At 62.6% G+C, this 15,031-nt stretch carries 5 protein-coding genes; all 5 read left to right on the forward strand.

Going from position 1 to position 15,031, the window contains the following annotated elements; translation table 11 throughout:
• The first annotated feature begins 6 nt into the window (after positions 1-6).
• Positions 7-1,197 (forward strand): hypothetical protein, encoded by a 1,191-nt coding sequence (locus tag NPX02_RS13485; protein ID WP_260294250.1) that lies wholly within the window; start codon positions 7-9, stop codon positions 1,195-1,197.
• A complete protein-coding gene (locus tag NPX02_RS13490) occupies positions 1,194-9,914 on the forward strand; it encodes a lipase family protein (protein WP_260294252.1) in 8,721 nt (2,906 codons plus the stop codon). The genes NPX02_RS13485 and NPX02_RS13490 overlap by 4 nt, the downstream gene beginning before the upstream one ends.
• A 109-nt stretch (positions 9,915-10,023) precedes the next feature.
• A complete protein-coding gene (locus tag NPX02_RS13495) occupies positions 10,024-11,385 on the forward strand; it encodes an HlyD family type I secretion periplasmic adaptor subunit (RefSeq protein WP_260294254.1) in 1,362 nt (453 codons plus the stop codon).
• Positions 11,382-13,676 carry a peptidase domain-containing ABC transporter gene (locus NPX02_RS13500; protein WP_260294257.1) on the forward strand — a complete coding sequence of 765 codons (2,295 nt, stop codon included), beginning with the start codon at positions 11,382-11,384 and terminating at the stop codon, positions 13,674-13,676. Before NPX02_RS13495 ends, NPX02_RS13500 begins: the two co-directional genes overlap by 4 nt.
• Positions 13,676-14,866 (forward strand): glycosyltransferase, encoded by a 1,191-nt coding sequence (locus NPX02_RS13505; protein WP_260294259.1) that lies wholly within the window; start codon positions 13,676-13,678, stop codon positions 14,864-14,866. Before NPX02_RS13500 ends, NPX02_RS13505 begins: the two co-directional genes overlap by 1 nt.
• Positions 14,867-15,031: the final 165 nt, after the last annotated feature.

Below are 15,031 nucleotides of genomic sequence, written 5' to 3' on the forward strand. Positions count from 1 at the left end.
AATATCATGACCAAGAATAAGACGCCTAACGACAAGGAGCCAGGACGGATGTCGCCATTTAGGAAGCATTATCCGGAAACCACCCCCCGCCACCCGGCCGGTGGTCGGTCAGGCATTTCGGAGAGGACTGTTCCTCTGTACCCTGCGTTATTTCTCCTACTGTGTTCACTGCTGCTCACCGCCTGTGACAAACCCGCTTGGCCCTACCCCATCAAGGACTCCGGGTTCAGCGCCAAGTACGGCGGTTTTCACAACACGATTTTCTGGCTCGACGAGCGGCGCGTGCTGTTCGAGGGGCACGAGGGCGATAAGCCCCGGAGCGTAGAAGCCCAACAGGCGGTTCAGTGGGGACTGTTCATCTGGGACGTGGAGGCGAACACGATCGAGAAGTATACGGTGCCCGCCCGCTGGCTCTGCTACCACGAAGGTTATATCCACTATGTCACCGAAGATCAGGATGGAAACCCATATGTCAAGGAAGGCATGTTTGGCAAAGAGAAAGAGTATCCCATCTCCCGTTATTATCCCGCGTTTCGAGAACGGGACAATGTGAAGAGAAACCGCTACAGCTGTCGTCTAAACGAACGCCCAAAGTCCATGATTGGCCGGGCCTGGGTACCCCTACTGGAGGCGCACGGGTATCTGGATCGTGGGCCGCAAAGGGGGCCCAAGTCAGAAAAGATGTTGTTTGTTCCCGCAGACGGCTCTCAACCGCTTGAACTTCCATTCGACAGAACAAAGGGAAGGCTTTCGGACTACTACGCGTTCAGCAACTCCTATCTTTTCTCGGGCCATTTCGCCAGTGCAGGCCGTTTCAGCAAGGGGCCTTGGGTCGAGGGCGGTTGTGACCATGTCTGGGACCTCACCCCGGACGGCAAGACCACCTCGCAATGTCTGCCCTATTACGAACAACTAGGCACGGCATCGAAGTTCCCGATAAAAACTGCACTGGGCACCGCCATGGTGTCCCACGACCTGGACCGGGACGGTCCCGGCAAGTCGGGCATCTATCTCTTTCGTGAGGGGAAATATGAAAGGCTGATCGCCGGCATGACGAGGAACCACGACCTCTCTCCCAGCGGCTGCCGCATCGCTTTCTACCATAAGTTAACACCCCAGCATGGCGGTATCAACTGGCCGGGCAACACCACTTTAGTCATGATCGACCTCTGTTCCAAAGAAGGAAATAAACAATGAATATGGATGAGCATTCCACGACACTGTATTGGGCTGCAGGCGCGTCTTACGATCCTTCGGGTAGTTCACTTCCTGACGGCTATACACTTGACCCGGACTTTGGTCAAGGGGGTGTCTTCGAAGACAACGAAACAGATTTTCGCGTCATTGCCCTGAAGAACGACCAGGGTGACTACATCCTCGCCTTTGCCGGCACCGAGGGGTTGGCCGATGCCTTTGCCGATATCCAGCTGGGCTGGAACCAGTGGGATAAGAACAGTGGGATAATCATCGACTACATTGCTGATGTAAGACAGGATGAAAGTGATGCCACTTTCCATTTCACCGGCCACAGCCTGGGCGGGGCACTGGCGCAATACGCGGCCTATGAGTATTTAGCGCCGTATGTAGGTTCACTGACAAAACCGGAAATCTCCCTCATCACCTTCAACGGCCTCGGCGCCGTGGTGGGACTCACACTATACGGCGGCAGTTACTCCCCCGCGGTCTTTGCCGGCATCGACAACGTCCGCCACTACTTCGTCGAGGGCGACTTCGTCTCCCAGCTCGGCGGGGGCCATCTGGGCGGCAACACCTATCGCATTGATAACCTGCTCAGTGATGCCCCGTTGAACTTTTTGGACGGCCATTTCATGTCCACCATCAAGGCGATGACGCCCGAGGGTTTCGGCACGGCCGAGCCGGCGGGTATCGACTACGTGAACTTCACCGTGCTCCAACCCCTCGCTGCCGGCATAGCCGGCCTGCTCAACGACAAGGATGTCACCGAACTGGAAGCCGGCGCGCGGGTGGTGGCCGGCGTGATGGGGGCCATTTCCCAATATCTCATGCTATCCATCACACCAGGAAGTGGCATACCCCCCGGAGAACTGGATCAGTTGGTGAACGTGCTCTTCACCAATCTCGCCGAGGCGGAAAACGAGAGTCTCAAGGGAAAAGCCCTTCAGGCGATTGCCGACATGCCCTGGGAACGGCTCACCTGGAACAAGTCACTGGAAGCGGGGGCTATCAGTGTGATTGCCCTGCTGACAGGGGTGATGTCCGACCTGTACGAGACGACTGCTGACCTGGCCAAACTGCTGCCTGAACCGGAATGGCTTGAGCAGATTTCCCAAGCGACCGAACTGCTGAACGACTTTATCAGCGCGAATGCGTCGAGCAACACGGACACCCTGCGTGCGTGGTTTGGCAACCTGGCCGAACCGGTGTTGGCGGCTCTGGGCCTGAATGCCGCGCAGCCCGAGATCAGCCTAAGCCCGTTGCAACTGAGCGAGGGAGGTGATGGCACCCTGACCCTGACGCTGGAAGAGACGACAGACAGCACCGGCCAAGCCTATGTTGTTACCGTGTATGACCCGGACCTGATCACACTGAGTGGTGACGGTGTCTATCTGCGTGACGCGGCCGCCGGAGAATACCTGGTCATCGTAAAGCCCGACACCAACCAGACCACCATCCAGGTCCACGCGGAAACGGATCTGAATAATTACGACGATGATGTTTTGCTGCAAATCACCGGTACGCCATTCTCCGATCTCGACGACTCGTTGATGGATCAACCGCTGGGTTATGGAACGATTGAAGTCCTGGATACCGACCCACCGGCGGAACAGACCCTTACCCTCCTCGGCGACCGCCGCTGGAAAGACTTCGACCCCGACGAACCCGGCATCCAGTCCCACGACGACGCGCTGGGCAACAAGGTCCTCGACGAAGGAGACATCGAAGCCCCCGATCAGGAAGACACCCTCTACGACAGCAGCGGCAACGACCTGATCCAGTCCGGCGGCGGCGACGATTTCATCAATGCCTGGCGTGGCGGTGATGACCACATCCAGGCCGGCTCGGGACAGGACAAGGTCTATGCCGGGGACGGCCACGACCGGATCGAGGGCGGCGCCGATACCGACATCCTCGCCGGCAATGCCGGTAATGACCGGATCTATGCCGATGAGGAGATCGAGCCGGGCGCCTTCCTGGCCAGTGATACCGGACAAACCACCCTCACCCGCGATTGGCTCTCGGGCGGCGCCGGCGACGACCTGCTGGTGGGCAGCCACGGCGACGACGGCCTGGCCGGCGGCACGGGGAATGACCTCATCCTCGGCGGCGCGGGGGATGACAACATCCTTGGCGACTCCGACTACACCGCCCAGGCGTTCGACTGGAGCTACACCGATACCGACGATGGGCGAGTCTTCTCCCCCGTCAGCGGCGTAACCAACCCGCCCGATGGCGGAGCGGATGTGATTCATGCCGGCAGCGGCGATGACCATGTCTGGGCCGGGGTGGGTGATGACGTGGTGTTCGGCGGCGCGGGCGATGACAAAATACAGGGCCAGTCCGGGGACGATGCCCTGCTGGGTGAGGCCGGCAATGACGAACTGTCAGGCGACGCCGGCTATATCGATGCGAGCGAACATGGCGACGACTACCTCGATGGTGGTGACGGCGACGATATCCTTGTGGGCCATGGCGGCAACGATGTACTGCTGGGTGGTAACGACAATGATCAGCTGCAGGGCGATGACAGCGAACTGGAGGCTCAGTATCACGGTAATGATATCCTGGACGGTGGCGACGGCGACGACGAACTGCAGGGGGCCGGCGGGGCCGACATCCTGAGTGGCGGTGCCGGCGCCGACCGGCTGTTCGGTGATGACGCGAACATCGACAGCGCCTATCACGGTGACGATAGCCTGGATGGTGGCGACGGCGACGATATCCTGGTGGGGCATGGCGGCGACGATCAGCTTTACGGAGGCGACGGCAACGATGAACTGGATGGCGACAGCATCGATACCGATGCCACCGTTCATGGTATGGATACCTTGTATGGCGGTGCCGGCGACGACTTGATGTGGGGCGGCGGCAACAACGATTGGCTCAACGGCGGAGATGGCAACGACGAGATCGCTGGTGATAGCAATAGCCTCGATGGACAGTACCACGGTGACGACACCCTGGATGGCGGGCTGGGCAATGATCGGTTATTTGGTGAAGGCGGCAGCGACAGCCTCCTAGGCGGTGCAGGCGATGACGAGCTGTACGGTGACAGCGCCGACCTGGATATCCAATACCACGGCGATGACTACCTGGATGGCGGTGCCGGCGACGACCTGCTGGTGGGCAGCGGCGGGCACGACACACTCTCGGGCGGCGAGGACAACGACCAGTTGTGGGGCGATGCTGCCGACCTGGACGGGGCCGACCACGGCAACGACTGGCTCGACGGCGGCGCGGGTGATGACCTGCTGGGCGGCATGGGCGGGAATGATGTGCTGCTCGGCGGCAGTGGCCATGACACCCTGTACGGCGATGACAGCCAGACCGACCCAGCCTACCACGGCGATGATAGCCTGGACGGCGGCGAAGGTAACGACACCCTCATTGGCGGTGGCGGCCGCGACACCCTCCTCGGCGGCGCCGGCAACGACACGTTGCAAGGCGACAGCGCGAGTCTGGAGGGGGCATGGCACGCGGACGACATTCTCGACGGCGGCGCCGGTGATGACAGGCTGTTCGGTCAGGGCGGTGATGACACCCTGTACGGTGGCGCCGGTGACGATCTGCTGGTGGGCGACGACGGCGCCCTGGCGGCGCAATACCATGGTGATGACACCCTCGACGGCGGTGCCGGCAATGATACCCTGGCGGGCCAGGGCGGCGATGATACGCTCTACGGCGGCGCGGGTGTCGACAGCCTGAGCGGTGGCGACGGTGATGACTGGCTCGACGGCGGCGCGGAGAACGACATCCTGTACGGCGGTGACGGCCACGATTCCCTGCTGGGCGGTGACGGAGTGGACCGTCTCTACGGCAACGCCGGCAACGACATCCTTTGGGGGGGCGATGGAGACGATCTGCTGCACGGTGGGGAAGGGATGGATACCCTGTATGGTGGTGCCGGAACCGATCTGCTGATTGGTGGCGGCGGTCATGACACACTGTACGGCGGCGACGGTAATGACCGCTTCGTCTACAGTCTCGGCGACGGCCCGATCAACATCTATGACATCGGCGCTAACGTCCTGGTCCTGGGCGGCGGCATTCGCCGCGACATGATCACCCTGCGCCTCGGCTCGCTGCTGCTCGACCTGGGCAATGGCGACGAGATCCACTTCCAGGGCTTCGACCCGGAGGATCCCTACGGCACCCAACCGATTGACCATATCGAGTTCGCCGACGGCTCAGTGATGAGTTACGACGAACTGCTGGCGCTCGGCTTCGACCTGGAAGGCGGCGACGGTGACGACCTGATCGAAGGCACCCCGTTAGAAGACCGCCTGAGCGGAAATGCTGGCAACGACACCCTGATCGGCAAGGCGAGCAACGACGTGCTCAACGGCGGCAGCGGCGCCGACCGCATGCAGGGCGATGCCGGCGATGACGAGTACCGGGTCGACGACACCGGCGACCAGGTGATCGAGCTGGCCGGCGAAGGCCATGACGTGGTGGTCAGCCACATCGACTACACCCTGACGGACCACGTCGAGGAGCTGCGACTCGCAGGCAGCGCCCTGAACGGAACCGGTAATGACCTGGACAACACCCTCACCGGCAACGCCGGCAACAACCGGCTCGACGGCGGGGCCGGCAACGACACGCTGCACGGCCTCGACGGTGACGACACCCTGCTCGGCGGCAACGGCGAGGACCGGCTCTATGGCGGCGACGGCAGCGACGTGCTGGACGGCGGCGAAGGGGCCGACTGGATGGTGGGCGGCAACGGCGCCGACACCTACCGGGTCGACCACGCCCAGGATACGATCCATGAACTGGGTCCCCAGGGCAGCTGGACCCGGGGTGACGAGGCCGTGGACACGGTGATCGCCTCGGTCGACTACGCCCTGCCCGAGTACCGGGTCACCGTGGATGCATGGAGTGGTGAAATCCTCTACGAGGAGGGAATGGTCGAAAATCTAACCCTTACCGGCGATGCCGTTACCGGCACCGGCAATGCGCTGGATAACGAGATCACCGGCACCGCCCGGGACAACGTCCTCGATGGCGGTACCGGCAACGACCTGATCCACGGCCTGGACGGCGACGACTGGCTGGCCGGCGGGGCCGGGGCGGATACCCTGATCGGCGGCCGGGGCGACGACACCTATATAGTGTCCGACCCTCAGGATACGCTCATCGAACAGGCCGGCGAGGGAACCGATACGGTCATCAGCTCGGTCGACCACATCCTGGGCGAGCATATCGAGCACCTCACCCTCACCGGCAACGCCGCGAACGGCACCGGCAATGCGCTGGACAACGAGATTATCGGCAACGACAGAAACAACCGTCTCGACGGCGGCGCCGGCGCCGACACCATGGCCGGCGGTGCCGGTAACGACACCTACCTCGTCGACGACGCCGGCGACAGCGTGACCGAAAACAGCAATGCGGGGATCGATGCGGTACGCAGCGCGATCACCTACACCCTGGGCGCCAACCTGGAGAACCTCACGCTGACGGGCGACGCGGCCATCGACGGCAGCGGCAACGCGCTGAACAATCTCATCACCGGCAACGACCAGGCCAATCAACTGAGCGGCGCGGACGGGCATGACCGGCTGTACGGCAAGGGCGGTGACGACCGGCTGGATGGCGGAGCCGGCTACGACATCCTGGATGGCGGCACCGGGGCGGACCTCATGGCCGGCGGCGCGGACGGCGATACCTATTACGTGGACAACGCCGGGGACGTGACCCTGGAGAATCCCGGCGAGGGTTACGACCAGGTCTACGCGACCGTCACCCACGCCCTGGGAGACCACCTGGAGGCACTCTATCTGCAGGGGGACCAGGACATCGACGGCACCGGCAACGACAGTGACAACTGGATCATGGGCAATGCCGGCAACAACCGCATCGAGGGCCGGGGTGGTGACGATGCGATTTACGCTGGCGCGGGTGACGACACCCTGGACGGCGGCGTGGGCAATGACACGCTCGACGGCGGCAGCGGCGCCGACCGTATGGCCGGCGGCGCGGGCGATGACTTCTACATCGTCGACCATGCAGGCGATACCCTCGTAGAGGCGGCGGGAGAAGGGATAGACCGGGTGGAGAGTTCGGTCACCCACACCCTGGCCGAAAATGTAGAACACCTGGAGTTGGTGGGTGACGGTTGGATCAACGGCTATGGCAACGACGCCGACAACACTTTGATCGGCAACATCGGCGCCAACACCCTGGAAGGCGGTGACGGACAGGATCACCTCGACGGCTACGCGGAAAACGACATCCTGCTGGGCGGTGCTGGCGATGACTGGCTCTATGGCGGCGATGACTACATGGGTAACGGGGGTGGCGAGACCCCGGGTTTGATTCCCGGCCGAGTCATTTTCGTTGAAGAATCAAGTTGGGGCTATGGCGGCCCCCTGCCCAATGACGACCATCTGGACGGCGGCGACGGCAATGACTGGCTGGATGGCGGTTCCGGTAATGACGTCCTGCTGGGTGGGGCCGGCGACGACCATCTCTATGGTGGTGATGATGGCGACTATGCCAATTACCTGACCAACCATAACTATCTCGATGGCGGTGCCGGCAGTGACACGCTCGTGGCTGGCAACGGTAACGACATCCTGGATGGCGGAACCGGGATCGACAGCATGAGCGGCGGTTCCGGTAACGACATCTATTACGTCGACGGCTATGCCGAAACCATCACCGAGCCGGGTGATCCTGATGACGGTAGTGATGACGGAAGCGGCGGCGTGCCGGGCAGCGACCAACCACCCCTTGATTGCAGTGATGGCGATGGCGCGCACGGCAAACCCGGGAAGGGCAGAAAGGGCAACGAGGGCGTCGGCAACGGCGAGGATCCACCACCCCCGGGGCACGACTACAACTGGAACGACGGTCCCGGCACCTCACCCGGCAACCCCGGCCGCAAGGGCGGCGCGAAGGGTAAGGGAAATAGCGGCGCCGGGGGTGGCGTTCACGATGGGGAGCAGACCCACCCTGGTGCTGGCGGACACGGCCAGGGAAATAATGGGGATACGAATTGTAGCGATCACGGCGGGCACGGCGATGGCACGCCCGATGGCGGTGACGGCATGGTAACGCGCACGGTGTGGTACACCGACGAGGTGACTGAACAAGCCGGCGGTGGCTATGACGTGGTGCATTCTTCCGCTACCTACACCTTGACCCCGTTCGTGGAGGAGCTGCACCTGACCGGCGACGAGGCTCTCGATGGCACCGGCAACGATCTGGACAACCTTCTTTACGGTAACAGCGCGGCCAACCGGCTTGATGGTGGCGCCGGCGCCGACGCCCTGTGGGGCGGCCTGGGCGACGACACCTATGGGGTCGACAGTGAATTCGACCGGATCTATGAATATGCCGACCAGGGCCGGGATACGGTGAAAAGTTCGGTGAGCTACACCCTGGGCGAGCACCTGGAAGCCTTGGAACTGCTGGGCGAGGCGGACCTCTCCGGCCAGGGCAATGCCGGGGACAACACACTGAGCGGAAACGCCGGCAACAATCTGCTGGATGGCGGCGCCGGCAACGACAGCTACCGGATCGGCTACTACGGCGGAGTGGACCAGCTGCGGGACGCCGAAGGCAATGACACCATTGCGTTCTCGGCATGGGTCACCCCGGACCACGTGGTGGCGCGCACGACCACGCTCGACGGAACCACTACCGCCCATGTCCGCCTGCTCGATGCCAATGGCAATGAGCTGGCCGATCAGGGGGCGGACATCGTCTTGGGAGCGACCGACACCCTGTCGCCCATAGAACGGTTCCGTTTTGCCGACGGCAGCGAGCTGACGCTCGACGATCTGCTGGTACGCACCGAGACGCACTTCGGCAGCCAGCGCCGCGATACCCTGATCACCGGCCGCAATGACGACACCATCCACGCCGGGTCGGGTGGAGATAACGTCCATGCCGGTGGCGCCAACGATGTGCTGTACGGTGAAGCGGGCGAAGACACTCTGTTCGGCGAGGCGGGCAACGACCACCTGTTGGGCGGCGATGATGATGATGCCCTCTACGGCTGGGCCGGCAACGACCTGCTGCAGGGTGGCACCGGGGATGACCTGCTGAGCGGCTGCCTGGGCGCGGATCTCTATGTCGGCGGGGCCGGCGACGATGAGCTCTTGCTGGAATCCGGGGACGACGTCGTGCTCTACAACGACGGCGACGGCCGCGACACGATCCGGTTTGGCGAGTATGCCTCGGCGGTGACGATCTCGCTAGGCGGCATCCCGCTGGAGGATATCCTGCTCGGGCGCGACGGCGACGACCTGGTGATCGGGCTCGGCGGGGAAGCGGATGCCGAGTGTGGCGGACAACGGTCGCGTGGCCGGCATGGGCAAGGGCGTGATGGAGACAGCATCACCCTGGCAAACTGGTTCGGGCAGGCTGAAACCGAAACAACACCGAACATCACACTTCAACTCATCGGGGAGACGGACACGGCTCCCAATGCGGACGATCCCGCCCACCTCATCGCGCGGTTCGACTTCAACGCCGTGGCGGCGGCATTTGCCGCCGGAGGCAACCAGACCGACGCCTGGGGCATCGTCGACGCCGCCCTGGATGCCCACCTGGGTGACAGCGACAGCGAAGCGCTCGGCGGCGCCCTCGCCTATCGCTATGCCGTGGACGGCTCGCTCGATCAGTTGAGTCGGGAGACGATCACTGCGGCGCTGGCCAGCCGCCCGTTGGGCAGGGAGCCGCAATCCATTGCCGGTGCCTGACCTGATGCAACCGGAGCCGATGCAACCGAAGGCAACCGAAACCACGGGCGGCGCTGTGCCGCCCGTGCCCCGACGACCCCTTCCTGGCAGACTGCGCAGGGCACTTCGGTTGCCCGTTCACGATGCGCCGTCGGAGGCGCATTTTGATCCGCAACTGCTCGATATTGTCCAGGAACCACCCCCGCCGTTGGCGGGCCGGGTGTTGCGGACCGTGGCCGTGCTGTTCGTGGTGATCCTGGCGTGGGCGGCCCTGGGCCGGCTGGATATCGTCGCACGGGCCGAGGGCAAACTGGTTCCCCAGACCCGCCTCAAGGTGGTGCAGCCGTTCGAGGGCGGGCGGGTGGCGAAGATCCTGGTCGGCGACGGCGATCTGGTCCGCGCGGGGGCACCGCTGCTGCTGATGGACCGCCAGCTGTCACAGGCGGACCGGCGAAAACTGCAGACCGAATTCAACTCGGTCGGGCTTCAATTGCGCCGGATCGAGGCCGAACTTGCGGGAACTCCGTTCGAACGGGTCGAAGGCGATGTCACGGCAGATTATACCCAGGTGGCCGAACAGTACCGTGCCCACCGCAACGCCTACCGCAATGCGCTGGCAGAGCAGCGTGCTGCGTTGGAGCGGGCGCAGCAAGATCGCAAGGCAGCCGGAGAGATCACGGAGAAACTCAAAGAGACCCTCCGCATCTACCGTGAAAACGAACAGGTGTTCGCGACACTCGGGGAGAAGGGCTACAGCTCCAGGCTGCAGATGCTGGAACACCAGAGGGAGCGGATCGAGGTCGAACAGGATCTGCGTGCCCAGCGATATACCATCGAGTCGCTCGACGCCACGGTCCGGGCCACCCGGGAACGGCTGCGCTCCATCGACTCCGCCTATCGGCAACAGCTGCTGGACGAGCGCCACACCCTATCCCGCGAGCTGGCGCAACTGGAGGAGGAGTTGCGCAAGCAGGATTACCGCAACGGCCTGCTGGAACTCAAGGCGCCGCAGGACGGCGTGGTGATGGACCTCGCCACCCATACCGAGGGGACGGTGGTGCCGGCCGGTACCGTGCTGTTGCGGCTGGTCCCGGTCGATGAACCGCTCAAGGCGGAGGTCTATATGGGCAACAGTGATGTCGGATTCGTCCATTCCGGCCAGACCGCCCGCATCAAGCTGGCCAGTTACGAGTTTCAGAAGTACGGCACCATCAATGCCGAAGTCGAGCGCGTGAGTGCCGACGCGATTGACAATGCCGCCACCGGTTCCGGCTCCGATTCTGGCGACGCCCAAACGCCACCAGGTTCGAGCCTGACCTATCGGACAGTGCTGGCGTTGGAGACGCAGCACCTCGCGCGCAACGGCAAACAGTTCGAACTGCGGCCGGGCATGCACGTGACGGCGGAGATCAAACTGGGGGAACGTAGCGTGCTTGAATATCTCTTCTCGCCGATCCAGGCCACGGTTTCAGAAGCAGGGACGGAGCGGTGAAAATATCGGGAGCGGCTCAAGAGAGGAAGGTATCCGATGGGCGCGACCGGACGGGGAAACCCGCACCCGGGCAGGTTGCGCCACGTTCGCTGCTGACGCGCGACCATTTCCTCTGGCTGCTCGGCAGTCTGTGCCGCATCCACCGCAAACCGTTCGAACCGCGACTTGTGCTTGATCAGTTTCCGCCCCCGTTCACCTTCGCGGCCCTGCAACAGGCGCTTGGAACCCTCGGCCTGGATGGCGAACTGCGGGAGGTCTCAGCGGCCAATCTGCAACCGCGACAACTGCCCGCCGTGGCGCTGCTGAAGAGCGATCCGCAGTCGGGCGAGGCGACAGACGGGGAGAGCGATGCGGCGCCGCTGGATCCCACACTGGCCCCCGTACTGATCGTCCGCTGCGAGGACGACGGGCTAGTCTATTTCGGCGCGGGCAGTGACTCACCCGATAGCGTGGAGCTCAAGGCCGTCGCTGGCCGATTCCAGGCCAGCATCCTGAGCGTGCAGCCGTCCGCCGAGTCGGCGCCGGCTGACGAAATCGACCACCAACCACCGCGCTTCGGCTTCAAGTGGTTCGTCCCCGAACTGCTGCGGCACAAGCGGATCTGGCGCGACGTGCTGATCGCCTCGCTGTTCATCCAGCTCATGGCGCTGGCCACGCCGCTGTTCACTCAGGTGGTGATTGACAAAGTGATCGTGCACCACACCAAGAACACCCTGGTGGTGGTGGGCGTCGGGCTGTTGATGTTCATGCTGTTCACCGCCGCCATGACCTGGACCCGCCAGTACCTGGTCATCCACACCGGCAACCGGGTCGATGCGGTGATCGGCAGCCGGGTATTCTCCCATCTGTTCCGGCTTCCGGTACCCTACTTTGAACACCGCCCCACCGGGACCCTGATCGCCCGCGTTCAGGGCGTCGAGACCATCCGCGAATTCGTCACCGGCGCGGCCGTCACTCTGCTCCTCGACCTGCCGTTCCTGTTCATTTTTCTGGCGGTGATGTTTTACTACTCCTGGGTGCTGACCCTGATCGTCCTGGCCGTACTCGCCGCCATTGCAGCCGTCAGCCTGCTGGTGACACCGCAACTGCGCGAACGGCTCAACGCGCAGTTCCAGCTGGGCGCCCGCAACCAGGCGTTTCTGACCGAATATGTCAGTGGCATGGAGACTGTCAAATCGTTGCAGATGGAGCCGCAACTCGGCCGTCGCTATGACGGCTACCTGGCCGGCTTCCTCGCCGCGGGATTCCGCACCCGAAACCTCTACAATGCCTACAACGTGACCGCCACCACCCTCGAGCAGTTCCAGACCCTCGCCATTCTCTGTGCCGGTGCCTGGCTGGTGATGCAGAGCAATACCTTCACCGTGGGCATGCTGGTGGCGTTTCAGATGTTCGCCGGGCGCCTTTCGCAACCGGTGATGCGCATTGTCGGGCTGTGGCAGGAGTTCCAACAGGCCGCGATCGCCGTGCGCCGCCTCGGTGATGTGATGGACGCGCCCGCGGAACCCTATGCGGTAGCACCTACCCGCCCCCCGGCCGACCAGGGCAGCCTGCGGATCGACGGGCTGGGCTTCCGCTACAGCGAAGAGCACCCCTGGCTCTACCGGGAGTTCAACATGCAGGTAGCCCCAGGCAGCTGCGTGGCGATCATGGGGCCTTCCGGATCCGGCAAAAGCACGCTGGCCAAGCTGCTGCAGGGTTTCTACCGGCCGGAGGCGGGTCGCATCCTGCTCGACGGACGGAATATACGCCACCTCGCCGCCAACGAACTGCGGCGGCATTTCGGCATCGTGCCCCAGGAGATCGTACTCTTCTCCGGCACCCTCTATGACAACCTGCTGATGGCCAATCCCCACGCGACCTTCGAGCAGGTGGTGCATGCCTGTCGCATGGCGGAGATTCATGAAGTGATCGATACCCTGCCGAGGGGTTATCAGACCGAGATCGGCGAGCACGGCAGCGGGCTTTCCGGCGGCCAGAAACAGCGTGTCGCTATCGCCCGCGCCCTGCTAAAGCGCCCGAAGATCCTGGTATTTGACGAATCAGTGAGCAACCTGGACAGCGCCACGGCAGAGCAGTTTGCCAAAACCATCAATCGACTGAAGGGAAAAGTGACCATCCTGTTCATCACCCACCAGTTGCCCCAGGCGCTTTCGGTGGATACCGTGATCAACCTGGGTGATGACCGCGGTGACCGATTTCCCACGGGCATGCGCGGTTCGATGGATGGCGGCCAGAGAGTGGAAGGCACGGGTATGGAAACCATGCTTGAGACAGGCAACAGTCACTGATGGGGAAGGTGCTTTGCGCCTGGGAGCTGGGCAGTGCCTTCGGGCATCTGGGTCGATTCCGAAGAATTGCCGATCAGCTCGCGGCACACGGCCACGAGGTGGACTTCGCGCTGCGGGAACTCGGATCCGCCGAGCTGATGCTGGGGCGAACCCGGTTTCGCTGGTTTCAGGCGCCGATGTTGACGCCGGCATTTCGACCCAGGACCAGGCCCTGTACCTATACGGAAATCCTGCTGCAACATGGATATGCAGATCCACTGCGTATGACCGGACAAGTCAATGGCTGGCTGGCACTGATGGAGGCGGTCCGACCGGATCTGGTGATGTTGGACTATGCACCGACGGCCCATATTGCAGCGATCATTGCCGGCATACCGACCGCCACCGTTTCAGGTTCCGGTGGATTCGTATGCCTGCCTCGCGTCTCCCCTGTACCCGCCTACTATCCACAGGCCCCCAATGCCGAAAAAAGAGCAATACAGGCGGAGTATCGGGTATTGAAGTCAGTCAATTCCGTCCTGAAAGATTACGGCAGTGCGCCTCTTGAGGCCTGCTGGCAATTGACATCATCAAATCGCGACTTTCTCTGCACCCTCCCAGAGGCGGATGTCTATGCCGATCTACGAACGGAAAAAATCTATTATCCCTTTGCCTGTCACTCGTCCGAATTTCTGGTGCCGTCCTGGCATCCGGCTGCGCGGAGAAAGATCTTCGCCTACCTGAAATCGTACTATCGTGATCTGCCGGAACTTATCCGGCGAATGAGCGGTTGCGCGGATGAAGTAAAGGTTTTCGTTTCAGAAGGTCCTGGAGCGCAGTTCGAAATACCGGAAAATGTCGAGATCCTGAATCGACCCGCCAATCTTGGGTCGGTAGTGGAGGCGTGCGATGTGGTGGTGTGCCACGCCGGTAATGAGACCGTGATGACCACGTTGCTGGGAGGAAAACCGCTGCTACTCATCCCGCTGCAGATGGAGCAGTGGCTGGTCGCGCGACAGGTTGTCCGCTCAGGCGCTGGCCTGATGGTAAATTTGGATTCACAGGGGCGTGATGCCGGAGAACTGCTGACCCGTCTATTCGATAGCGCGTCTTTTCGCGACAGGGCCGGCACCGCTGCTTCCTCGGGCGCATCGGGACCCGGCATCTCCGAAATTATCGAGGGGTGTGAAACACTCTTATCCGCGTCGTGAATTCTGCAATACAACATGAACTATTCTCCCAAAGAACTCCCCCTTGTCGGAATGGCACTAAGTTAAGGCAGGAACCCATTTTTTCGTCATTCCGGCGCAGGCCGGACAAAAGCGCGGATCGCGTTGAACGACTGAAAGTCGGCCCGAAGGGTGAGCGAAGCGAAT

This window comes from Sedimenticola hydrogenitrophicus, assembly GCF_025175675.1.
Classification (GTDB): Bacteria; Pseudomonadota; Gammaproteobacteria; order Chromatiales; family Chromatiaceae; genus Sedimenticola; species Sedimenticola hydrogenitrophicus.